We start from the raw sequence: 22,764 nt of genomic DNA, 5'->3' as shown, positions 1-22,764 counted from the left end.
GTTGTACTAGTCTAAAATTTCACTTATCATATGGTTATACAATGTAGCAACGAAAATGGGGGCTTTCCATGAACAATGACAAAATACTGCTTGAAACAGGAACGAATGAGTTAGAAATTGTAATGTTTAATGTAGGAACAGGTTTATTCGGTATTAATGTATTAAAAGTACGCGAAATTATTAACCCACTACCAATTACAGAAACGCCGAATGGACATCCGTATGTTGAAGGAGTTATTCGTTTGCGTCAAGAGGTTATTCCAGTAGTCGATTTATCAAAAGTTTTAAATTTTCCACCATCAGAAAGACCAGAGCAAGATAAGTTTATTATTTCTGAGTTAAATCAAGTAAAAGTAGCTTTTCACGTCCATAGTGTAACGAGAATACACCGAATTTCTTGGCAACAAATTGAAAAGCCAAGTCAGCTATCTCAAGGGGAGCAAGCACAAACAATTGGGATTGTAAAAATGGATGAAGGAATGGCGTTATTATTAGACTTTGAAAAAATTGTTGTCGACATTAGTCCTGAGTCAGGAGTCAATGTAGAAAGTTTAAAAGTACTCGGACCAAGACAACGGTCAACGAAAAAAATAGTAGCAGCTGAAGATTCTGCTATTCTAAGAAAATTATTAAGTGACACTTTAGCAGAAGCAGGCTATGAAAATATTATATTTTTTGAAAATGGACAAACTGCTTGGAAATATCTTGAAGATTTAGCCGATGATTCAGCTAAAAATCCGTTAGAAGAAGTCCATTTATTAATAACGGATTTAGAAATGCCACAGATGGACGGGCATCACCTTACATTGAAAGTTAAAAACCATTCGAGATTGAACGATCTTCCTGTTGTCATTTTTTCTTCTCTTATTACAGATGACTTATTCCATAAAGGGGAAAAGGTTGGGGCAAATGCTCAAGTAAGTAAGCCGGAAATTGTTAAGCTTGTCCAAGAAATCGATCAATTAATTTTATAAAAAGAATGATGCTTCTGCTAAGTTTTTACGGTTGAAACTGAGAGAGAAAAAACTACTACTACTTATCTACTAACGAAGGTGAAAATCATATCGATTTTCGCCTCTTCTTTTACTATTGTATTTAATTGAGAATTGTAAAATCATATTTATAATCAGTTTTTTTATTCCTTTATAGGCGATGAACCAATTTCCTTTTTACGACATATCATTTATTATACTTTTTATTCAAGGGGAAATGGTTAATGGCAAAGAAATCATCTAAAAAGAAACTGATTTCACCACAAGTGAATAAACATGAGTTTAATATGAAAGTTGTGACCTCTGATGTTTGCATCGCTTGTAAATCAAAGTGCAGCCGTGGCATTCAGTATATGGAAAAGATGTCACAGCCAGGGGCGATCGGAAAAGGGGTACCTTGTATTCTTACAAAAGGTAAAGCGTATAAGTGATAGTATAAGAGCTGACTTTAGATTAGTGTGAAGCACCTCAACAAAGAAATGACATGAGGAGCGAGTGACACTTAGGAGTCAGCTCTTTTTCATGGCATTGACAGGTTGATTAGTGAATAAACTGAAGTAATATGAAAAAATACGATTTCCATTCGATTTTATTAAAGAATTTACAAACCACTTAAAAAAAAAGTAGTTGCCGGTCATTTTGTACTCCTTTTTGATTATATTGTTATAGGAGGAAAGCGATGGGGAGACGACATTTGGTTAAACCGTTTCTTACTAGAAATTATCCCATTATTGATTACGGTAAGGGGGTTTTTTTATATGATAGCGAAGGTCATTCATATTTAGATGGTTCTTCGGGAGCGGTAACCGCAAACATTGGCCATGGTGTTGATGAAATTATTGAGGCCATGCACGAACAAAGTAAGAAAGTATCTTTTGTTTACCGATCACAATTTACGAACCAACCAGCGGAAGAATTGGCGAAAAAGTTAAGTGGATTATCACCTGGTACGTTAAATTGGTCTTTTTTTGTCAATAGTGGGACAGAAGCAGTTGAAACAGCGATGAAAGTGGCACTTCAACATTGGCAAGAAAAAAAGCGTCCCGAAAAGCAATTATTTCTTTCTAGAAGGTTAAGCTATCATGGAATTACAGTCGGTGCTTTATCATTATCCGGTTTTATTACTCGTAGAGAACGATTTGAACCACTTCTTGAAAACTATCCATTATTATCTCCTCCTTACTGTTATCGCTGTCCATTCCACTCTAGCTTCCCAAAATGTCATATACAATGTGCAGAAGAGTTAGAAGATATCATTGAAAGAATAGGTGCAAAATATATTGCTGCTTTTGTAGCAGAGCCGATTATCGGGGCGGCGGGTGGAGCAATCACACCACCTGATGGATATTATCAAAAAATAAAAAAAATCTGTAGTCGCCATGAAATATTGTTTATTGCAGATGAAGTAATGACTGGAATGGGAAGAACAGGAAAAATGTTCGCTATTGAACATTGGGGAGTCACACCAGATATTATGGCCATTGGAAAAGGATTAAGTGGAGGATATGCACCAATTGCAGCAACTCTTGTTTCAGATGAAGTGATCCAAACAATAGAAGAAGGAACGAAAGTGATTATGAGCGGACATACTTTTAGTGCTAATCCTCAATCGTGTGCGACAGCCTTGGCAGTTATACAATATCTATTGAAAAATAAAATTGTTGATGCTGTAACTGTAAAAGGGGAGTACTTAACCAAAAAGTTAGTTCCCTTAGTAAAGCGATTTCCGTTCCTTGGTGACATTCGCGGAAAAGGGTTACTTATCGGAGTTGAGTTCGTTGAGAATGCGCGAACAAAAAAACCATATTCACGTAACTGGAACGTAAGCCAGATCGTTATTGATCATGCTTTAGGTTCACAATTGTTGCTATATCCTGCAGCTTCAGGTCCCAACGGATTAGACCAAAATGGGATTTTAATTGCACCACCATTAACGATAACCAATCAAGAAATCGACGTACTCGTAGAACGATTTGCAAAGTCTCTAATCTTAACCGAACAAAGTTTAGCTCTAAAGGAAAGGAGTTAAGCGTATGTCATTTCACAAAGTCCAATCTAAAGAACGCATTTTCGACTATGTAAAAAGTGCAAGTACAGTCATGATCGGAGGATTTGGTGGGGTCGGAAGTCCACCTACTATTATTGAAACAATTTTAAATAGCGAAGTAGAGTCGTTAACGGTCATTAGCAATGATGCAGGTTTTCCCGACATTGGAATTGGTAGATTAGTATGCAGTCAAAAAGTGAAAAAAATGATAACAACCCATATCGGCTCTAACCCAGTAGCAGGGCATATGATGAATGAAAAAAAGCTGGAAATTGAATTTGTGCCTCAGGGAACATTTGCTGAACGGGTGCGTGCAGGTGGAGTAGGTCTTGGAGGCATCCTTGTTGAAAGTGGGTTACAGTCATTGAATAACCCAAAAGAAAATAGCGTTCAAATCAATGACAAGTGCTATTATCTTGAAAGGCCTCTAACGGCTGAAGTATCGTTCATTTATGCAAAGAAAGCAGATCATATCGGAAATCTAATTTATGATAAAACCGCCAGAAATATGAACCCATTGATGGCGATGGCTGGAGATGTAACAATAGCTGAGGTTGAAGAGATAGTTCCAGTAGGTGCCCTTGACCCAGAGTCGATTGTAACTCCTGGAGTATTTGTTGATGTCGTCATTGAAAGTAAAGGGGTGAACTGGAAATGGGCATGGGAGTAGAAGATCGTCATCGAATGGCAAAACGTGCGGCGAAAGAAATTACTCCAGGAATGTGTGTAAACTTAGGAATTGGTATTCCTACCCTCGTTGCTGATTATATACCTGAGGAATGGCATGTCATGTTTCATGCTGAAAATGGAATATTAGGAGCTGGACGTAAGCCGGTTTTAGGACATGAGGATGAAAACCTATGTAATGCAGGTGGCTTTCCGATTACATTACGTAAAGGTGGAGTTTATTTCGATAGTGCAATCGCTTTTGCAATTGTCCGTAAACAATTACTTGATATGACGATTTTAGGTGGTCTAGAAGTAAGCGAAAAAGGTGATTTGGCCAATTGGATTGTACCAGGAAAACGAGTACCAGGTATGGGTGGAGCAATGGATTTAGCTGTAAAAGGAAAGAAGCTCGTTGTCATCATGAGTCATACCGACAAAAAAGGAAATCCGAAAATCGTAAAGAATTGTGAGTTTCCATTAACGGCGAAACGATGTGTGGATTTAATTATAACGGATATGGCTGTTATTGAAGTAAAAGATACGGAATTAGTTTTAAGAGAAACGATGGTGAATTATTCAGTTGACGAAGTAGTTAGAAACACGGGATGTGCGCTAACTATACCACCTGATATCGAAAACTTTCAATAGCGTCAGGAGGGGATGAAATGAAAAATTATCAATCATTGGTTCATTCATGGATTCAGGAAAATAATGAGATAGGCATTGAGTTATTACAACAGCTTGTCCGTAACCGGAGTGTGCAAGCAAATGAGTATGAAGCACAGCAAGTCATGGTTAATCATTTAAAAAAGCTAGATTTAGAGATCGATGAATGGGAAGTAGAAGGAGATATATTTAACCATCCTTATTTTTGTTCAACGAGAAAACAGTTTTTGAAGAGTCCCAATGTAGTGGCTGTCAAACGGGGCAAAGGAAAAGGGAAATCGATTATTTTAAATGGCCATATTGATGTTGTACCTGAAGGAGATGTGACTCAATGGTCAGATGATCCATACAGTGGCAAAATTATTAAAGGCAAAATGTATGGGCGTGGAACAACAGATATGAAGGGTGGAACGGTATCACTTTTATTAGCCATCCAAGCATTGAAAGAGCTAGGAATTGAATTAAAAGGTGATATCATCTTTCAAAGTGTCATAGAAGAAGAAAGTGGTGGTGCGGGAACACTAGAAACCATTATTCGTGGCTATAAAGCGGATGCTGCAATTATTCCTGAGCCAACAAATATGAAAATTTTCCCGAAACAACAAGGTTCGATGTGGTTTCGCCTGACCATCAAAGGTCGTTCGGCTCACGGTGGGACTCGCTATGAAGGAGTTAGTGCGATTGAAAAAGCCCTACCTGTGATAAGTGCAATACAAGCGCTTGAAAAAGTTAGAAATAGTAGAATAGTAGATCCACTTTATGAAAATAAGCCCATTCCTATCCCGATTAATCTAGGAGTTATAAGAGGTGGCGATTGGCCATCTTCTGTAGCTGACGAAGTTATTATAGAGGGGAGAATTGGTGTAGCTCCTGATGAAGCAATGTCGCACGCTCAAGAGGAACTAAAACAATGTTTAAAGGATTTAGAAGAACAGGATCCTTGGTTTAAGAAATATCCTGTAGGTCTCGACTGGTTTGGTGCGAGATGGGTGCCTGGCACCATCGATGAAGAGCATCCATTGATGGCGATATTGCAGAAAAAGTTTCAACAAGTAAAAAACATAAAGCCGAGAATAGAAGCGTCACCATGGGGGACTGATGGTGGCTTACTAGAAAAGGTAGGTGGAATTCCAGTTATTGTATTTGGACCGGGTACGACAGAAATTGCTCACTTTCCTAATGAGTACATTGAACTCGATAGAATGTTTGAGGTTGCTGAAATCATTGCACTCACTTTAATAGATTGGTGTGGCGTTAATAATTAATAGTAAAAATAGGTGCTCTCTAGTGACAGAGTCTATAAGTAGGTGATAAATTGAAAAACAATATAAATATAGAAGTAGATACGTATAATGATCGGATCGTTGCGTACTTTCCAACTGTTAACGACGAGGAAGTAACACAGCTTTTAGAGTTGAAGCGACAGTACCGACCATCGAAAATCATTGTTTATGTTGTTCAGGCATATGTCACATTTTTCATCCAGAAAGGGTATGAGATAGAAGGGAAAATTATTGGCTTTTTCAATGGAATCGATGGATTTGTCATTAGTTATTTTAGTAATAAAGAAAGAAAAACCTCAAAGGAGATAGATGAACAACATAAAATCGTGTCTGCTGTTCATCAAATACAACATATTCCAACACTTCCGCCGTTAGAGGAAGATTATGCTCTACAAATAGCCAATATTCATGATGCTAAAGGACTGGTACAATTATATCAAACGGTATTTCAAAAATATCCAACGAAGATCTTTGATGAAGACTACGTAAAAAAGGTCATGAATGATGATTATTTTTTCGTTATTATTAAGCACCGAGGAAAAATTGTAAGTGCCGCTTCAGCGATGATTAATAACTATCGGAGTGCAGAGATAACCGATTGTGCGACTGATCCTACTTATCGAGGCAAACAGTTCCTTTTACACATCATTACGAAGTTAGAACAAGAGTTAATAAATAGAAATGTTTATTATGCATATTCCTTGACTCGGGCTTTATCAGCAGGCATGAATGTAACAATTAAAAGATTAGGTTATGAGTACGGTGGGAAATTGATTAATAATTGCATCATAAGTACCGGATATGAAGATATGTGTGTATGGTCCAAACCACTGAGATAATAAGAAAAGGCTGACTCAAAAGGTCGCATTTTGCGACAGATTGGAGTCAGCCTCTTAATATTTTTACTTGTCAAATTGTAACTTTATAATTTTCATCCCTAACACTAGTATTGAGCATAGCTAAAACTTAAAATAATTTTTCTTTAATGTCCGTGGTTTGTTCATGAGGTCGTCATAGCCAATTGCATAGGGGAGGTCTTGTGTATGAATAAGAAATAGATGGTCTTCAATTTCTTCTACTAGTGATTCTTCAATATAATTCATACCACAAGTGTGACAATAGATCGACGGAATATCGTTAATTTGAATAGCTTTTAATCCATCAGGTAATTCCCAATATGCTTGTTTTGTCGTCTGGACTGTATCATTTGATTGACACCATTCACATTTCATCATTCTTTTAGTTTCCCTCCTTTTTTGTCGTTTTGGCCTCGCTATTTTGATGTTTGATTTTCGTTTGTTCTGCTAACCATTTTCGTTCTTTCATTTCATCACGTTTTTGCCGGCGATCTTTTAAGGTTTGATGATTTTCATCGTTTTCGTAATTTTTCCTGCGATCGATACGCTGTAGTCCTTCTGGTATTAGTGCGGTTTGTTCGTCTTTCATTAAAGAGTGGATTCCAGTCGAGGGTTCATTACCTGTTACTCCATAGTGGGCGGCAAAATAATCATCGGCTTTACCTGGTTTATAATTTTCAGGCTCTGGATATGTGGTTATTACACCTTCAAAGTTTCTGAGTACTACTTTGTTTGCAGATTGTGAAATTAAATAATTCGGTTGTAAGGCGATTTTTCCACCGCCACCAGGTGCATCGACGACGAATGTTGGAACGGCATAGCCGCTTGTATGTCCCCGTAATGCTTCGATAATTTCTAATCCCTTTGAAACTGGAGCGCGGAAGTGACCAATTCCTTCCGATAGGTCACATTGGTAAATATAATATGGCCGGACACGAATTTTGACTAAGTCATGCATTAGCTTTTTCATAATGTGAGCGCTGTCGTTAATTCCAGATAAAATAACGGCTTGATTTCCTACGGGTACTCCTGAATTAACAAGCATTTCACAAGCTCGTTTTGATTCTTCTGTTATTTCAAATGACGTATTAAAATGTGTATTTAACCAAACTGGATGATATTTTTTTAAAATATTGCACAAGTTCTCTGTAATCCGCTGCGGAAAGACGACAGGTGCTCTTGTTCCGATACGAATAATTTCGACATGGGGGACCTGGCGTAAGTTTTTTAATATATATTCCAATATTTGATCGTTGACAAGAAGGCCATCACCACCTGAAATAAGCACATCACGAACTTGTGGGGTGTTGCGGATATATTCAATGGCACCATCTAGTTGCTTTTTCGGTACCCCCATTCCGATTTGCCCAGAAAACCTGCGGCGCGTACAATAACGACAATACATCGAACATTGGTTAGTAACAAGAAATAGCACTCGGTCAGGATAACGATGTGTAAGTCCGGGAACAGGTGAATCCTCGTCTTCTGATAACGGGTCTTCTAAGTCATATTTGGCCTTTTCGATTTCTTTTGAAATAGGTACTGATTGCATCCGAATCGGGCATCTTGGATCATCTGGGTTCATAAGTGAAGCATAGTATGGTGTAATATTCAATGGAATAGTTTTTGTTGAAATCTTTACTCCTTCTTCTTCTTCAGGTGTTAGATGAATGATTTTTTTTAAGTCATCCACTGTTCGAATTGTGTTGGTTAACTGCCATAACCAATCATTCCATTGCTCATCGGTCACATCTTTCCATAACTCTATATCTTTCCAATGTTTTTTTGGTTTATATAAATCAAAATTCATGATTATCCCTCCTAGCTTCTTACTTTTACTAATTGCAATTTTTATGCCAAAATGTAAAAGCGTTAGGAGGAGGCATTATGTTAGAAAAATAAATGGTATAGTGCCGAAAATTGGTCATTTTGTGATCCTATATTTTTTCATTTTATATTGAAGAGTTTGTCTTGGAATGTTTAACGTTTTTGCTGTTTGAAGAATGTTTTGGTTGTTTTCCTGAAAAGCCTTTTCAATCAAGTTTTTTTCAAATTTTTCAACCTCATCTCGAAAGGATGTGGAGGTACGGTTAACAGGGGGTGACGAGTAACTGAGATGGCTAGGGAGATGTTCTTCTAGAATGATATTCGCTTCAACTACATTCATTGCAGATTCGATAGTATGCTCTAATTCACGTACATTTCCAGGCCAATTGTATTGTTGGAATAAGGTCTGTACGCTCTTATGGATTGAGTTGACAGTTTTACCGAAACGTTCATTATACTTTTTTAAAAAGTGAGTACTGAGTAGCTCAATATCCTCCTTTCTTTCGCGCAAAGGAGGAATATGAAGGCTGACGACACTAATTCGGTAAAATAAATCTTGACGTAATCGCGCGGCTTCAACACAATGAGTTGGGTGTTCATTCATCGCAGTAATTATTCGTACATTACATTGAATACCTTTTGTTCCCCCAATTCTCCGTACGATTCCATCTTCAATTACTCGCAGAAGTTTTGCTTGTAAGTCAATCGGCATTGAATTAATTTCATCTAGAAACAATGTACCATTATGTGCAAGTTCGAATAATCCAGGACGTTCCACTGCACCAGTAAAACTACCTTTAGTCGTTCCAAATAAAATACTTTCAAGAAGGCTAGCAGGGATGGCGGCACAGTTTTGCGCAATGAATGGACTCTTTTGTCTTATAGAAGCGTTATGAATGGATTGGACAAAAAGCTCTTTCCCTGTTCCTGTTTCTCCATAAATTAAAATGGGTGAAGTGGTTTTAGCCACTTTAGCAGCCATTTGTTTCAAGTGTTTTAATTTGTCATTGTTGGTTATTATATTTTCGAAATGAAATGTTGTACTGTTTTTAGACGTAACTTTTTTGGAAGGTACATCTTTTTTATTGATTTGTTCTTGTAATTCAACAAGTTTTTCAGAAAGTTTTTTGATCTCGGAAAGGTTTTTAGAAATTTCAACAGCACCAATCATTTTGTTGTTTTGATAAATAGGCATCGTTGTGTTAATTGTATCAATAAGTACTCCACGTACATTAGCGAATTGTTGTTTTTGATAATAAATCGGTGTCCCATGTTTGATAACTTGAAGTAATGTACTTGTTTCTTTTGTTAAGGATGGGAATACATCGAGTACATGCTTATGAATAACCTCACTAGCATCGACTCCATCTAATTGTGCAGCCACTTTGTTGTAATAGATGGTATATCCATTAAGGTCAACAACGTGAATTCCTTCATCAATCGTGTCAAAAACGGCATGCAGTAAATCTGGAGTGGTTTTGGGACCTCTTACTGTCATTTCTTTTCCTCCTTATACAATTGCTCAAAAGTTGGCAAAGGAGAGCCGGAAATTTGGCACTTCGATAAATGATATATATGTTTGTTTTGTAAAAAGCATGTACTTCAATCACTTTTTTTCATATCAAATAGCTACCACCTAAGTTAGGCTGTAGCTATTTGTCGCAGGTTATTTATTGATAGTCTCATAATGGGACTATTTTGTTTGATAATGATTGGAATGAATTTTTATCATATCATCTCTTTGTTTGGTGGATATTACTTTAAGCTTGTGCAATAAATGGGCGTACTGAATCACTTTTTTATTTCTTCCCATTTTCATCACCTTTTTACGTAGTGTTACAATATATTATTCACTACGGCTAAAAAAGTTTCTTGAGGGCAAAATAAAATCGAGCCTATTTTGATAGGCTTTATTTCGTATAACGATTTGCATATGAAGAAGCTACGAAAGATTGAGGCTTAATCAATGGTTTCATACCAAGTTCTTCAATACGTTTCACCATTTCTTCAACGTACACTTTTGTTTTATTTCTTTCCCCCTGTCCAACGTCAATATGACCTTCTATTGTTAATGAACTACCTTCCTTTATGTGGGGAAGAATAATATTAATTAGTTTCTTTTTTCGCTGGAGAGTAAACAATTGAGCAGTTTGCTCAGTTAATGATGTTTCAATTGATATTTTTGAATGAAGGCATTCGATTCGTGTTGGAACATCAAATTTTCTTATGCAGCCCCATGCGCCTTTTCCTTCACGGCGAATAACGATTCCTGTTACAAATCGTGTATAACGAGAGTGTACTTGCGAATCTGTCCCAATAATTAATCGATAAGTTGAAGCAGGTTCTTTTTCAATAAAGGCACATATATATTGAAATACATCTTGAAAGGTCATATGTTTTCTCGAAAGGTTTTGAAAAGATATTCCCATCTAACCTCCTCCTATTAAATTAATATTTTAGTACTAGTTGTGTTAAACTTTATGATGAGGCAAGCTTTTCCTATTCCTATTGTTTTCAAATTTCCAAACGAGATTGTTTAATATAAATGTGTTATAGTTAAAAAAGCGAAACAGAGTAGTACACGAGATATAAGGAGTGTTTGAGTTGAATATTGAAGTTACAAAGCCTGCGTATCAGTGGTTTAAAGATGAATTTAATTTAGAGGGAAATGAATATATGAGAATCTTTGTCCGTTATGGTGGATGTGGTAACTTTCAACAAGGTTTTTCATTAGGAATTGCAAAAGAAGAACCAAAGGATTCAGCTATTGAAGTGAATGTAGAAGGGACATTATTTTTCATAGAGAGAGAGGACATGTGGTATTTTGATGGTCAAGCTGTAAAAATAAAATATAGCAGAAATAAAGAAGAAATTGAATTTGTTCATGCTTAATCGAACGAATTTTTATTCGGTCTCGGTTAATGAGTGACTTCTTATAAGGTCTGTTTGGTATAAGGATTATTATACCAAAGAAGTTGTTGTTAGTGTCATTCTTATAAAGAGTAAAGAACAATCCATAATCCATAATCCATAATCCTAACGATCCATACTCCGCGTGAAATAGAAGTGATCCCACCATTTTTGGCAATGGTAGAAACGATTGAATAACATTAATTATAAGGGAAAGTAACAGCTCAATGGGAGCTGTTACTTTTTCTTTTTCTTCTGTTGTCTTGGCTGGTCGACAAGTTCGCTTGACGTTTCCTCATTAAACATAGATTCAGTTGGTGTTTGATTGTTAGTCAGCGCTTTTCCTTCTTGAGGGCGACGTTTTTTCATGATGAAACCTCCTTTAGACGTTTACGTGTAGTAGTTTCACCAGAAAACAGAAAAATACACTCAACCTGTTAAAGTGTTTTTTAGATAAATTGATCTAGAGATTTTCTCTAAAGTAATAAAAAAAAACAATAATAATAAATGCTGTACCATATAATCAAGGGAGAGCATAATTAAAAGTTATATTCTTGTCACTATTTCGCTTAAAAATTTTGTTTTAAACCCTTAAGATTTTTAAAGAATTGTCTTCTTAGGGAATAACAGGGGGAGATTTAAAATGTATTTTCCACAAAATCGTAATGCATTAGAAGAGAGCCGAAAGCGTATTACAGTTGTTGGTGAAGGCGAAGTTACCGCAACACCTGATATTATTCAAATTACACTAGGGGTGCGTACTGAAGGGGAAAGCGCAAGTGAAACGATTCAGAAAAATGCTCGTATTGCCAATCAGATCATTCAAAACCTAGAAAATATCGGGGTGCCGCAAGAAAAACTAGAGACGAAATCTTATAATGTGAGACCGATGTACGATTATATAGATGGAAAAAGCATTCTTAGGGGTTATGAAGTCGAGCATTTATTCGAAGTTACGATGACAGATGTCACTCAAGTAGGTGAAGTGTTAGGTGCAAGTGCAGAAGCAGGGGCGAATGTAATTCAAGGGTTACAATTTAAAATTGCTAACCCACTTAACTATTATCTACAAGCCCTCTCCATCGCAGTACAAAGTGGGATACAAAAGGCATCACATATTGCCAATCAAATTGGTGTGACACTTAATCAGCCACCAATTAGTGTCACTGAAATAAGTGAACAACCCGTTTCAGTTTATCAAGCTGAAGGAAAAGTTTTATCGACAGCTTATGCTGCGACACCTCCTATTACAACACAAGATCTAGTCATCCGTGCATCCGTAACGGTAGTTTATTCATACATCTAATTGTCACATTTTCGCCATAACTAGTCCAAAGATATATGTTACTATATATATAGTAATAAACGTAATTATATTAGATATAGAGGTGAATTGAATGAGCATTGGTGTATTAGCAGCAATCTTAGGGATTGGCGGAATGGCAATGGTGATTAGTATCGCTATGTCAGTAATGTTTATGAAAATGTCTGAGGTAGATGAAAAAGATCCATTTCATTCTCATCATTAATCCTAATTTAGATAAATAGACGAATAGACTATCGCTAAATTTTAGCGGTAGTTTTTTGCGAGCAAAGGAAAGATGAAGTGGGAGATAAACGACAGTAATAACCCGAACATAGTAATAAAGACTAAAAACAACGCGTTTAATGTGAATAAAAGTAATCAAAAATTTACCTCTTCATGCTAATATTTCAAAACAAAAAAACAAATACTACAGTTACAAAAAAGAATCGTGGATAACGGTTCTTTTTTATTCGTCAAATTTTTCCCGTTTAACTGGCGCTAAGACTCCCACTTCATGGTTTTGAGGAAACAAGAAAAGCTAAGTGGGAGATAAGCGCCAGTAACAACCCGATTGGTTCAACTAACATTAAGTGGGGGGAAGGAAAACCCCCAATTAATGAAGTTTCACTTTATCGAATTGCATAAAATTGTGTAAAATTACATAATTTTTTTGTAAAAATATGAGCGGATGATCAAAAAATCTGTTATAATTTTATTAAAATAGTTTTCGGAATTTTTTGTTAGTGGGAGAGAAATGAGGGGATTTTATGAGTAAAAATAACTTGTATATATTTAGATTTTTCAGAATAATCAGAAATTTAATTGTTGGACTTTCTGTATTTATCCTCTTATTTGCTATTGTTGTTTTCATTTCTGTAGAGCAATGGGCGTCAAAAGAGGAAGGGAAACTGCCTGTCAAGACAGCTGTTATTTTACATGCCATTAATGAAAATTTAGTACCACTTGATATAGAAATTCCGAGTTTTGTAAAAAGTAGTAGTGGCAGAAGTACAATGGTAAGAGAAAATGTGGAAATCCCGGTTCGAGACGGGTCAACAATAGCAGGGAAAGTATATCGACCAAAAGGTGAAGGACCTTATCCGATTATTATGTATTACCATGGCGGTGCTTTTTTAGAAGGATATGGGAGTATTGAAACGCATGAAAATATTGTACGAGCTTTAGCAGCTAGAACACAAAGTATAGTTATTGCGGTAGGCTATCGTGTTGCTCCTAAGCATGTTTTTCCAACCGCAATTGAAGACGGATATGATGCACTATTATGGGCCTATGACATGGCCGATGAATGGAATGGTGATAGGAGTAAAATTGCTGTAGCTGGAGATAGTGCAGGTGGGAACATAGCTACAGTTGTTGCAACGATGTCTAGAGATGTAGGTGGTCCTAAGTTATCTGCACAAGTTCTTTATTATCCGTTAACAACGTTTAAAGATGTAGCGTTACCATCCCGTAATGTTTATGATAGCGGATATTATTTACTATCAAGGAGTGTAATGTATTTAGCTAGAGATAAATATACACCGGAGCAAGAAATGTGGTCTAGCCCATATACTTCACCACTTGAAGCTGAGGATTTATCGAGTTTACCACCAACTTTAATTATTACCGCTGAATTTGACCCACTGCGAGACGAAGGGGAAGCATATGGTAAGAGGTTAAATGAATTTGGTGTTCCTGTAGAAACCATTCGTTATAAAGGTGTGATGCATGGGTTTATTTCATTTTATGAAGTCATGTATCGTGGTAATCATGGGCTGCAGCGATCAGTTCATTATTTGAAAACTGCATTTCATGAGGACATTACGCAAGAAGAGTACAAAGTCAAGGTGGTAGATATTCAGGACGGAAAAGAAACACTTCGAGATCAATTAGAAGCCTATGCTATGGCTGGCTTTTTAATTGGTAGACAAGCTTTTTCAATGTTACCAACTCAATATACAATTATAAAATAAAAGCTGATTCAGGTCATAAGCTTCAACATTTTACACGATATATTAAACTTCTTAATGTTGTTTAATATATCGTTTAGTTGTTTAGCAGAAATGAAATGATAGCCTTTTTTATTGCTTACAGTTTGGAAATTTGTTTAACTAAAGAAAACGGTATAGAGGTGTTATAATGTTAAAAAGACGATTAGGTACAAGTGAATTGTTTGTCTCGGAAATTGGTTTAGGATGTATGTCGTTGAAAGCTTCAAGTGAAAAAGATGCAATAGACATTATTCATAAGGCAATAGAACAAGGTATAAATTTTATAGATACAGCGGATTTGTATGAATTTGGATTAAATGAACAACTTGTTGGAAAAGCCATAAAAGGAAAAAGAGATGAAGTTATTTTAGCAACAAAAGTAGGGAATCGCTGGAATGAAAACGGAGATGGTTGGAGATGGGATCCTTCAAAGAGTTACATAAAGTCAGCAGTCAAAAAAAGTTTACACCGACTCCAAACCGATTATATTGATTTATATCAACTTCACGGTGGAACGATAGAAGACCCAATTGAAGAAACAATTGAAGCTTTTGAGGAGCTAAAAAAAGAAGGATGTATTCGTTATTATGGCATTTCATCGATTCGCCCTAACGTTATTCGCGAGTTTGCCGAAAAATCAAACATAGTTAGTGTGATGATGCAATATAGTTTTTTAGACCGTCGTCCTGAAAGTGTATTTGAAACTTTAGATACCCATAAAATTAGTGTGATTGCTAGAGGTCCATTAGCAAAAGGTGTTTTATCTAGAAATTGGAGGAAGAAAATTGATAATGGTTTTCTTGATTATTCGAAAGAAGAGTTAGAGAAAATATTACCTTCCATTGAACAAATACTTCAGAGTAATCCATCTTTAATTAGTCTAGCACTTCGTTTTTCAACATCAGCTCAAACAGTAGCGACTACAATACCAGGAGCAAGAACAATAGAACAATTAACAGATATTTTAAATTCTTATAATCAATTCAATAACTTACCACAACAATTAGTTCAGGAAATAAAAGAACTAACGAAAACACAAAAGTATACTGCCCATCTGTAAATTAAGTTTTCATTAAAATTTTATACATATTGTTGTTCGTAATAAGAAAATAGGTTATTCTATTTATAGAACGAATTTGGGGTGGTAAATAGATGGCAACTAAAAACTTGGAACTCTTTCATTGGAGTGGACAGAAATATAGAATCGTTGATATTCCGATTGTAAACAATGAGCTTTTTGTCGTTAATTACTACTTACAGTTGCTAATTGATGAGATTGAAAAGTGTGCCAAACCAAAAGAGTCATATTCATTTTCAAGTTTTGTCATTAAAAAAAGTGGATTGAAAGAGTTTAATAAAATTAAATCTCAGAGTATTACTAAAACATTACATCGACTAACTCCTCCTAGTTAAATAAACCATTAAATTTGTATTGAAATATAACCAATAATGAATCACATAAAATGAATGATAATGAATTCTTCAATGAGAAAAAGAGCTATGCTACTAACAAATAGTAGTCATTGCTCTTTTTTTTTGTAGGTTCATTCAGTGCTCAAAAAAGGAAATATATTGAAGTTGATTTGTTGCGAAATATTGTCAATACGTAATTAGGTGATTAAAATCACTTCAAAATTTCATAAAAAACTCTACATTTAAGGTAACAACATTGTAAAAGGAGGTTATTAAGAAGAGAAAATATTTTGGATGTACATGAGGATTTAAATAATAAAAAAGATCCTTTAAAAAAAATTATGACTACCGTCAAATCTCTTAAAAAAGATGAAAAACTGATCCTACATTCTACTATTAAACCAACTCCATTGCTCACAAACATGTAGGCAAAAGGGTATGAAAACGAAGTAACTAAGTTAAGCTCTATAATTAATGGGGTAAAATCTTCTGTTCTACAACTTCCAGTGGTAAACAACTGTGATGTTCAGCTAGTTTAGGAGCCGGCTTGGACTCCTGAGCGTATGAGCCCAAAAGTTGGGGGATATGTTTGCCTAACGAAGAGAGGGGATACAACTTAAATTCTACTTTTAATCGTATCCCCTCGTATATTAATTCGGTTTTAAAAGTTATTTATGTCTTATAGGATAGGAGATTGCTAAGTAAATAAAGCCTTTTATTAAAACGCCCAATTTCCATTTCTAAATAGAGGCTCGCGCTCGCCCCCAGCTGTAATCCCATCTATATTCATTTCTGCAGAACCAATCATGAAGTCAACGTGTGTAATACTTGTATTTAAGCCGTTTCTTTGTAATTCTTCTTTGGACATTGTCTTTCCACCTTCTAAGTTAAAAGCATAGGCGCTACCTAAGGCAAGATGGTTTGATGCATTTTCATCAAATAAAGTATTATAGAAAATAATGTTTGAATTTGAAATTGGTGAATCGTGAGGTACTAGTGCTACTTCACCTAGATATGCAGAACCTTCATCTGTTTCAACTAGCCGTTTTAGAGTTTCGTACCCCTCTTCCGCAGAATATTCTACAACTTTCCCATCTTTAAATGTAAGGGAAAAGTTTTGAATTAATGTTCCTCCATAATTTAATGGTTTTGTACTTGATACTGTACCATTAACCCCATCTTTTTTAGCAGCAGTAAAAACTTCCTCGGTAGGCAAATTGGCAACAAAATAAACATTTTTTTCGTTATTACTTCCAGCACCAGCCCATAAATGCTTTTCTGGAAGTTCAATCGTTAAGTCTGTTCCAGGGGCTGTGTAATGAAGTTTATGAAAACGCTTATTGTTTAAGAATTCTACTTTGCTCGTTAAATTTTCACAATGTTCCTTCCATGCAGATACAGGATCTTCTAATTCAACCCGAGTTGCTTTAAATATAGCATTCCAAAGCTTTTCAACGGCAACATCCTTAGCTTCATTTGAAAATACTTTTTGTGCCCAACCTGGTGCTGATGCGGCAATGACAGTCCAGCTAATTTTGTCAGATTGAACATACGAGCGGAATGTGTCCATCGCTTGGCCTGATGCTTTATTTGCATTTGAAATCCGTTCTGGATTAACACCTTTTAAAAGGTCTGGGTTATTAGCGACGATACTCATGAAAGCGGCGCCATTTTCAGCCATTTCTTCATAACCTTTTGCTTTCCATAGTGGAAACTCATGAAAGGCTTCATCTGGTGCATTTTTATATTTAATTAATGCGAGTTCCTCATCGTTCCACTCCACGTGTACATTTTTAGCCCCATTTTCGTAAGCTTTTAGTGCTACTATTCGGACAAAATCTACGGCAGCAAGTGGAGCATTAATGACTAATGTTTGATTTTTTTGGATATTCACACCGACTTTTACAGCCAATTCAGCGTATTTTTCTAGTTTTGTTTGTATATTTTCCATATATACCCTCCGATTATGTATAATTTCTATTATAAGAGTATTTTAACAGTTCTTTACCGATTTGAAAAAAGAAAAAGATTTACAAATCATTAAATAACGTATTATTCATAAAAAAAGAGGGTTATAGCCCTCTAATAATAAAAATAGTTATGTGAATTATTATTTCTTGCCATACTGGATAAACATTCGTTCATCCTCAATAAGACCACATGTTCCACACTGTACTTTTAGTGAAGGTCCACGATAAGGCAGATGAAAAGGCTCAAGTTGTTCATTTGTATATTGTTCGATTATCTCACCTGTTTGTGGATTTAATTTTACAGCCTGTGCTTGTTGTTCAATGCGGTTAAAGCGTGATCGATTTGTTTTACAATTAGGACATAAATATGGTTCCGCCATAATTAGTAGCACCTCCTTCTAATAGTGTTTCCATTTTATTGTACGAATATTTACTATATATGAATCAGAGAGGGCGTGCCTTTAAATTTGCAAGCGTTTTCATTGATCATTTCATACGCCCATAGAATAATATAAGAGGAGAGAAAGAGAAATAATCGGAGAAGGGTGATTTTTTTGAAAAACTTCAGATTAGAAACAGAGGTCATTCACAAAGGTTATGAAAGTAATGCTTATGAAGGGAGTTTAACACCTCCACTTTTTCAATCTTCAACATTTACAATGGAATCTGCAGAGCAAGGAGAACGACGTTTTGCCGGGGAAGAAGCAGGATACATTTATTCAAGGTTAGGAAATCCGACTGTCACGGTCTTAGAAGAACGGATTGCTGAGTTAGAGGGAGGAGAAGCAGGGCTAGCATTTAGTTCAGGAATGGCTGCTATTTCTGCAACAATATTTGCCCTCGTTCGCTCGGGTGACCATATTCTTGTTTCTGAAGGAGTATATGGTTGTACCTACGGTTTATTAGAATTGTTAAAATATCGTTTTAATGTTGACTATGATTTAATTGCAATGGATAAGGAAGACCATATTCGTTCTTACATTCGTCCAGAAACGAAAGTGATCTATGTAGAAACGCCAATTAATCCGACAATGAAATTAGTAGATCTTCAGTTAGTTAGTAAGATAGGTAATGAAGTAGGTACAAAGGTTGTGGTTGATAATACGTTTGCTACTCCTTACTTACAACAACCACTTTTTTTTGGTGCAGATATCGTCGTTCACAGTGCAACTAAGTATATTAGTGGACATGGAGATGTTGTTGCTGGGTTATTGGTTGGAAGCCAAGAATTTGTCAATGAGGTTCGGATGACAACGCAAAAGGATATTGGTGGGATAATTAGTCCATTTGATGCGTGGTTGCTCATTCGAGGGTTAAAAACGCTTCCGATCAGGATGGATCGTCATTGTACAAATGCTATTCAAATAGCAAATAAAATGACAACTCACCCAAAAATCAAAGAAATGATCTTCCCAGGAGATGATCGTTTCTCACAAGTGGATATTGTAAAAAAGCAAATGAAACAGGCTGGGGGAATGATCAGCTTTCAAGTGGAAGGTGGTAAAGAAACTGCTCAACACTTTATGAATGAATTGAAGTTAATTAAAATTGCCGTCAGTCTCGGTGATGCCGAAACTCTTATCCAACACCCTGCGACGATGACGCATGCCGTTGTACCTGAAGAAAAACGAACACAGATGGGAATCGCCCCAGAATTACTCCGTTTATCGGTTGGCTTAGAAGCCTGGGAAGACATCTGGGCTGACATCGAGCAAGCATTAGAGAAAATTTAATCTCAACGAGAAAAAACCCAAGTGCATTATATTCACTTGGGTTTTCATTAGTAGCGTAGTTATTTTTTTTCTTAATTTCAAGCTCCTACTTTATAATTCTACAGTAATATTAATATTACTCCACAACTACTTCATTCACAATTTCGATCACAGAATTCCGGGTGAGCTTTTTCTCCCCTGCTTCAATGGCGTCTAGTGTAGCAAAGGCAAGAGCAAGTGGGATTTTACAAAAATTATAAATTGGACCTACTTTTAAATTTTTAGAATATAGATCTCCTAATTCTAAGTTAGTCCTAGCATATGTAAACATATCAGTCATCTTCCATCCATTAGGGAAAAAATCTACTCCTCTTGCCAAGTCTTCTTCACGATTTCGGATAATATTTACAGCTTGTAATCCACGCCCGAACCCAATAGCAAGAGATGGGTCACATTCAATACCGTCATACCACTTCCAAAGATCAGAAAGAAGAACCCCTACCAAACCTGCAACATAAAATGTGTATTGATCCAAGTCCTCTGTACTTTCAATATTCCAATTTTTTTCAACCCATTTTCCCATACCTTCAGCCATTTTTGATGTTGAATTTAAAATCGATGGTGTAGCAGAATGCGGGCTAAGTTTTATCCAGTCGTTCAACTGTAAGGTGACTTCAGGTAGAGAATCCTTATATGGTGCAAAAAGAGCTGTAATATCAGCTTCATTAAAAGTACTTTTCATGATATTGCTGAGGGAATTTAATAAATTAATTTTTGCTTCTGATGGAAGTTGTGAGTTGTCCTCAATCTCGTCAATTGCTCTCATGCAAAGGTATGCTGACATAACAGCTTCTTCTAACTCACCTGGTAATTTGCTAATGGGAATAAAAAATGTTCGGCTTGTTTCCATCAACATGTTCCTTGCTCTTTTGTGTAGCTTCTCCGTTTCATTCATTAAATGGACCATCCTTTCAATTTGCTATATAAATAGAAGTTTAAATGAAATGTCACCGATTTACCAGAATATCCGTATATTCTACACTATATATTTCATTAACATAAAAAACAGGCCACACAAAAATAAAAATCATTCATTGGCTTTTATTTTTGTTTTTTAAAAAGTCCATCACCTGGTCTAGAGGTTGATTGACTTCAAAATAATCTTTAAACGGACACCCCTTTTGATTTAATCTCTCAATGATCGAGTTAATTGTAAAGTTTGCTGGTGATAACTGTTCATTTACTTCTTCCCAAAATAGAGGAGTAGCCACAGTTGCTTCCTTTCGCCCTCTTGCAGAATAAGGCGCAATAATAGTTTTGCCTTCTGCATGCTGTACATAGTCAACATATAATCGTTTGCCACGATTTTTTTTTAGCCGTTCAACTGTAAATAAGTTAGGCTCTTTAGAAATGAGATACTCTGCAACAAATGAAGTAAATACCCTTGTTTCTGAATACGTATATTTTCCTTCTTGTAAAGGTAAATGAACTTGAATTCCTTTGCCTCCTGATGTTTTTATAAATGGTAGCAGCCCGAGTTGATCACAAATTTCTTTAATCATTAATGCGCCTTTGACAGCTACGTGGAATTCAGCAACAGAGTATGGATCCAGGTCAAAAACGATTTCTCTCGGTTTATTCGAGTGAATGGTTTGAAAGGGGATGTGGAACTCAATTGCCCCTTGATTAGCTAGCCAAAGTAAAGTTTCGAATGATTGGCAGACAATGTAGGTAATACCTTCATGCTCGGACGTCTCCACGAAAGATGGAGCATAATCCGGAATATTCTTTTGAAAGAAAGCTTCGCTATCAATACCATTTGGATAACGAACAACTGTAAGGTGTCGATCTTGTAAAAAAGGAAAAAAGTATGGAGACACTTTCTTGATAAATTCGATATAATCATTTTTTGTTATGGATAATGATTTCCAATATATTTTATCAGGGTTTGTTATTTCAACTTCCTGAAAGGTTTTTGGTTTTTGTACGATTTGGTCAAGTGTACATTCCTCATAAGATATATCAAAACGAAATTTTTCAAAAAACGGTTCTCTTAATTGATTTTTATAAATTTGTAAATACTTAATTTCAATACAAATGCCTGGAGTTACAAAAACAATTTGCTTATCTTCATTTAATTTATTTTTTCTAATCGTTTCAATCAACGCTCGTTCTTCTTCACTAGTTAGGCCGTGTTTAAACAAGCCGATCGGCAGAACCTGTTTTTCATCCCACAAGCCGACATGAAAATAGCCATTCTCTTTTTCGTAAGATGTTATGAAGCAACAGATATGTTTATAGTTTTTAATTTTTAACCAATTTCGTGTTCTTCCATTTTCCCATTTACTACTGTCGAGTTTAGCAATTACACCTTCACTATCATGTTGAACAACTTGTTCCCAAATGGTAGCAAACGAATTGAAGGAAGGAATATATTTGAAAGGTGCTCGTGCTTTATTCAATTGAGCTTTCTCAAAAAAACTCAATAATTGTTTTTTTCGAGTAACATATCTTTCATTCTTTAAGCATTTCCCCTTCGATTGTAGTAAATCAAAGACACAGAATGTAACTGGTTTTTTTGTTGCTTCTTTTTGGATGGTTTCTTCATTTCGTAATCTTCCTCGTCTCTGAATAGCTTCAAAGTCAGCTTTATAGTCATTTTCAAGAACGACGATTTCACCATCTAGTACTATGGGGAGAAGCTTATCAATGGAAGATCGAATCGTTTCGCCCGCTGCAATGAGTTCAGGGAAATGATCATTTAATATTCGCCCATTTTTACTAATAAGGGAAAACTCCGTTGTACTCCATTTTAGGAGACAACGATAACCATCGTACTTAATTTCATATTTCCACATTGACCCTGTTGGTGGATCAAATGATAAAGTTGGACTCATTGGCTTTTTCATCTATATTATCCTTTCTAAATGGTGATTTAAAATTTAGTTTAACCATATAAACAGTGTGTTAACGCTACACTTTATTGGTACCGTCTTTAAAAACACATTTATAGATTTAGTGGAAGGAAGCTTATCATTAACTTTTTAGTTATTCATTTCGTACACCATCACAATGCAATGCATAAATTATATTGTGAAGCTTCACAAAAAATTTAAGTGTG

Annotated in this window: 23 protein-coding genes; 14 read left to right on the top strand and 9 right to left on the bottom strand. The window is 35.8% G+C overall.

All coding sequences use genetic code 11. The features are described 5' to 3' along the window. Positions 1-68 precede the first annotated feature (68 nt). The 7 genes from J0N78_RS06525 to ablB all read left to right on the top strand — a co-directional run bounded on the left by J0N78_RS06525 (position 69) and on the right by ablB (position 6,496). Entirely contained in the window at positions 69-974 is a 906-nt protein-coding gene (locus J0N78_RS06525) for a chemotaxis protein (protein ID WP_209122228.1), read from the top strand. 242 nt (positions 975-1,216) lie between these two features. After that, the gene (locus J0N78_RS06520) at positions 1,217-1,423 is read left to right on the top strand and encodes a hypothetical protein (RefSeq protein WP_209122227.1); all 207 of its coding nucleotides are present in this window, start codon (positions 1,217-1,219) and stop codon (positions 1,421-1,423) included. Positions 1,424-1,671: 248 nt separating this feature from the next. After that, entirely contained in the window at positions 1,672-3,021 is a 1,350-nt protein-coding gene (locus tag J0N78_RS06515; protein WP_209122226.1) for an aspartate aminotransferase family protein, read from the top strand. A gap of 4 nt (positions 3,022-3,025) precedes the next feature. Next, the gene (locus J0N78_RS06510; protein WP_209122225.1) at positions 3,026-3,709 is read left to right on the top strand and encodes a CoA transferase subunit A; all 684 of its coding nucleotides are present in this window, start codon (positions 3,026-3,028) and stop codon (positions 3,707-3,709) included. Continuing rightward, a complete protein-coding gene (locus J0N78_RS06505) occupies positions 3,694-4,356 on the top strand; it encodes a 3-oxoacid CoA-transferase subunit B (RefSeq protein WP_209122224.1) in 663 nt (220 codons plus the stop codon). Before J0N78_RS06510 ends, J0N78_RS06505 begins: the two co-directional genes overlap by 16 nt. A 17-nt stretch (positions 4,357-4,373) precedes the next feature. Then, positions 4,374-5,639, top strand: a complete 1,266-nt coding sequence (locus tag J0N78_RS06500) for a peptidase (protein WP_209122223.1) — start codon at positions 4,374-4,376, stop codon at positions 5,637-5,639. A gap of 50 nt (positions 5,640-5,689) precedes the next feature. Next, positions 5,690-6,496: a putative beta-lysine N-acetyltransferase gene (gene ablB, locus J0N78_RS06495; RefSeq protein WP_209122222.1), complete on the top strand. Its 807-nt coding sequence runs from the start codon at positions 5,690-5,692 to the stop codon at positions 6,494-6,496. Positions 6,497-6,616: 120 nt separating this feature from the next. On the opposite strand, the gene J0N78_RS06490 is transcribed toward ablB, so the two are convergent. The 4 genes from J0N78_RS06490 to J0N78_RS06475 all read right to left on the bottom strand — a co-directional run bounded on the left by J0N78_RS06490 (position 6,617) and on the right by J0N78_RS06475 (position 10,770). Then, positions 6,617-6,889, bottom strand: a complete 273-nt coding sequence (locus tag J0N78_RS06490; protein WP_209122460.1) for a YokU family protein — start codon at positions 6,887-6,889, stop codon at positions 6,617-6,619. A gap of 7 nt (positions 6,890-6,896) precedes the next feature. Next, positions 6,897-8,324 (bottom strand): lysine 2,3-aminomutase, encoded by a 1,428-nt coding sequence (kamA, locus tag J0N78_RS06485; RefSeq protein ID WP_209122221.1) that lies wholly within the window; start codon positions 8,322-8,324, stop codon positions 6,897-6,899. 114 nt (positions 8,325-8,438) lie between these two features. Then, the gene (locus J0N78_RS06480) at positions 8,439-9,839 is read right to left on the bottom strand and encodes a sigma-54 interaction domain-containing protein (protein WP_209122220.1); all 1,401 of its coding nucleotides are present in this window, start codon (positions 9,837-9,839) and stop codon (positions 8,439-8,441) included. Positions 9,840-10,251: 412 nt separating this feature from the next. Beyond that, positions 10,252-10,770 carry a ribonuclease H-like YkuK family protein gene (locus tag J0N78_RS06475; protein WP_209122219.1) on the bottom strand — a complete coding sequence of 173 codons (519 nt, stop codon included), beginning with the start codon at positions 10,768-10,770 and terminating at the stop codon, positions 10,252-10,254. Between the two features lie 166 nt (positions 10,771-10,936). Between J0N78_RS06475 and J0N78_RS06470 the strand changes: the two genes are divergently transcribed. Next, entirely contained in the window at positions 10,937-11,233 is a 297-nt protein-coding gene (locus J0N78_RS06470) for a HesB/YadR/YfhF family protein (RefSeq protein WP_374193882.1), read from the top strand. A 255-nt stretch (positions 11,234-11,488) separates the two neighbouring features. Here J0N78_RS06470 and J0N78_RS26125 read toward each other — a convergent pair whose 3' ends face one another. Beyond that, positions 11,489-11,620: a hypothetical protein gene (locus J0N78_RS26125; RefSeq protein ID WP_280637183.1), complete on the bottom strand. Its 132-nt coding sequence runs from the start codon at positions 11,618-11,620 to the stop codon at positions 11,489-11,491. A 274-nt stretch (positions 11,621-11,894) separates the two neighbouring features. Between J0N78_RS26125 and J0N78_RS06465 the strand changes: the two genes are divergently transcribed. From J0N78_RS06465 to J0N78_RS06450, 5 genes are all read left to right on the top strand, one after another. Continuing rightward, positions 11,895-12,557: an SIMPL domain-containing protein gene (locus tag J0N78_RS06465; protein WP_209122217.1), complete on the top strand. Its 663-nt coding sequence runs from the start codon at positions 11,895-11,897 to the stop codon at positions 12,555-12,557. 91 nt (positions 12,558-12,648) lie between these two features. Further along, positions 12,649-12,780: a hypothetical protein gene (locus tag J0N78_RS26120; protein WP_280637182.1), complete on the top strand. Its 132-nt coding sequence runs from the start codon at positions 12,649-12,651 to the stop codon at positions 12,778-12,780. Positions 12,781-13,324: 544 nt separating this feature from the next. Continuing rightward, positions 13,325-14,530, top strand: coding sequence for an alpha/beta hydrolase (locus tag J0N78_RS06460; RefSeq protein ID WP_209122216.1), 1,206 nt, complete (start codon positions 13,325-13,327; stop codon positions 14,528-14,530). 166 nt (positions 14,531-14,696) lie between these two features. Next, entirely contained in the window at positions 14,697-15,608 is a 912-nt protein-coding gene (locus J0N78_RS06455; protein ID WP_209122215.1) for an aldo/keto reductase, read from the top strand. 92 nt (positions 15,609-15,700) lie between these two features. Then, positions 15,701-15,961, top strand: coding sequence for a DUF2535 family protein (locus J0N78_RS06450; RefSeq protein ID WP_209122214.1), 261 nt, complete (start codon positions 15,701-15,703; stop codon positions 15,959-15,961). Between the two features lie 718 nt (positions 15,962-16,679). Here J0N78_RS06450 and J0N78_RS06440 read toward each other — a convergent pair. Next, positions 16,680-17,912 carry an aminopeptidase gene (locus tag J0N78_RS06440; protein WP_209122213.1) on the bottom strand — a complete coding sequence of 411 codons (1,233 nt, stop codon included), beginning with the start codon at positions 17,910-17,912 and terminating at the stop codon, positions 16,680-16,682. 159 nt (positions 17,913-18,071) lie between these two features. Further along, the gene (locus J0N78_RS06435) at positions 18,072-18,311 is read right to left on the bottom strand and encodes a DNA alkylation repair protein (protein ID WP_209122212.1); all 240 of its coding nucleotides are present in this window, start codon (positions 18,309-18,311) and stop codon (positions 18,072-18,074) included. A 174-nt stretch (positions 18,312-18,485) separates the two neighbouring features. On the opposite strand from J0N78_RS06435, the gene megL reads away from it, so the two are divergent. Further along, positions 18,486-19,664, top strand: coding sequence for a methionine gamma-lyase (gene megL, locus J0N78_RS06430; protein WP_247747170.1), 1,179 nt, complete (start codon positions 18,486-18,488; stop codon positions 19,662-19,664). A 115-nt stretch (positions 19,665-19,779) separates the two neighbouring features. On the opposite strand, the gene J0N78_RS06425 is transcribed toward megL, so the two are convergent. Both J0N78_RS06425 and J0N78_RS06420 read right to left on the bottom strand, forming a co-directional pair. After that, positions 19,780-20,598 (bottom strand): squalene/phytoene synthase family protein, encoded by an 819-nt coding sequence (locus J0N78_RS06425; protein ID WP_209122211.1) that lies wholly within the window; start codon positions 20,596-20,598, stop codon positions 19,780-19,782. A 136-nt stretch (positions 20,599-20,734) separates the two neighbouring features. Then, positions 20,735-22,552, bottom strand: a complete 1,818-nt coding sequence (locus J0N78_RS06420) for a DNA ligase D (RefSeq protein WP_209122210.1) — start codon at positions 22,550-22,552, stop codon at positions 20,735-20,737. Positions 22,553-22,764 lie beyond the last annotated feature (212 nt).

It is taken from the genome of Alkalihalobacillus sp. BA299 (assembly GCF_017745675.1).
Taxonomy (GTDB): Bacteria; Bacillota; Bacilli; order Bacillales; family Bacillaceae_F; genus Alkalihalobacterium.
Note: the sequence above shows the minus strand (reverse complement) of the source record. Positions and strands in the feature narration are given on the sequence as shown.

What these genes read in the sequence shown, in the direction of transcription:
- J0N78_RS06525 (WP_209122228.1), top strand. Translation starts at nt 69, where the DNA reads ATGAACAATGACAAAATACTGCTTGAAACAGGAACGAATGAGTTAGAA.
- J0N78_RS06520 (WP_209122227.1), top strand. Translation starts at nt 1,217, where the DNA reads ATGGCAAAGAAATCATCTAAAAAGAAACTGATTTCACCACAAGTGAAT.
- J0N78_RS06515 (WP_209122226.1), top strand. Translation starts at nt 1,672, where the DNA reads ATGGGGAGACGACATTTGGTTAAACCGTTTCTTACTAGAAATTATCCC.
- J0N78_RS06510 (WP_209122225.1), top strand. Translation starts at nt 3,026, where the DNA reads ATGTCATTTCACAAAGTCCAATCTAAAGAACGCATTTTCGACTATGTA.
- J0N78_RS06505 (WP_209122224.1), top strand. Translation starts at nt 3,694, where the DNA reads ATGGGCATGGGAGTAGAAGATCGTCATCGAATGGCAAAACGTGCGGCG.
- J0N78_RS06500 (WP_209122223.1), top strand. Translation starts at nt 4,374, where the DNA reads ATGAAAAATTATCAATCATTGGTTCATTCATGGATTCAGGAAAATAAT.
- J0N78_RS06490 (WP_209122460.1), bottom strand. Translation starts at nt 6,889, where the DNA reads ATGAAATGTGAATGGTGTCAATCAAATGATACAGTCCAGACGACAAAA.
- kamA (WP_209122221.1), bottom strand. Translation starts at nt 8,324, where the DNA reads ATGAATTTTGATTTATATAAACCAAAAAAACATTGGAAAGATATAGAG.
- J0N78_RS06480 (WP_209122220.1), bottom strand. Translation starts at nt 9,839, where the DNA reads ATGACAGTAAGAGGTCCCAAAACCACTCCAGATTTACTGCATGCCGTT.
- J0N78_RS06475 (WP_209122219.1), bottom strand. Translation starts at nt 10,770, where the DNA reads ATGGGAATATCTTTTCAAAACCTTTCGAGAAAACATATGACCTTTCAA.
- J0N78_RS26125 (WP_280637183.1), bottom strand. Translation starts at nt 11,620, where the DNA reads ATGAAAAAACGTCGCCCTCAAGAAGGAAAAGCGCTGACTAACAATCAA.
- J0N78_RS06465 (WP_209122217.1), top strand. Translation starts at nt 11,895, where the DNA reads ATGTATTTTCCACAAAATCGTAATGCATTAGAAGAGAGCCGAAAGCGT.
- J0N78_RS26120 (WP_280637182.1), top strand. Translation starts at nt 12,649, where the DNA reads ATGAGCATTGGTGTATTAGCAGCAATCTTAGGGATTGGCGGAATGGCA.
- J0N78_RS06460 (WP_209122216.1), top strand. Translation starts at nt 13,325, where the DNA reads ATGAGTAAAAATAACTTGTATATATTTAGATTTTTCAGAATAATCAGA.
- J0N78_RS06455 (WP_209122215.1), top strand. Translation starts at nt 14,697, where the DNA reads ATGTTAAAAAGACGATTAGGTACAAGTGAATTGTTTGTCTCGGAAATT.
- J0N78_RS06450 (WP_209122214.1), top strand. Translation starts at nt 15,701, where the DNA reads ATGGCAACTAAAAACTTGGAACTCTTTCATTGGAGTGGACAGAAATAT.
- J0N78_RS06440 (WP_209122213.1), bottom strand. Translation starts at nt 17,912, where the DNA reads ATGGAAAATATACAAACAAAACTAGAAAAATACGCTGAATTGGCTGTA.
- J0N78_RS06435 (WP_209122212.1), bottom strand. Translation starts at nt 18,311, where the DNA reads ATGGCGGAACCATATTTATGTCCTAATTGTAAAACAAATCGATCACGC.
- J0N78_RS06425 (WP_209122211.1), bottom strand. Translation starts at nt 20,598, where the DNA reads ATGAATGAAACGGAGAAGCTACACAAAAGAGCAAGGAACATGTTGATG.
- J0N78_RS06420 (WP_209122210.1), bottom strand. Translation starts at nt 22,552, where the DNA reads ATGAAAAAGCCAATGAGTCCAACTTTATCATTTGATCCACCAACAGGG.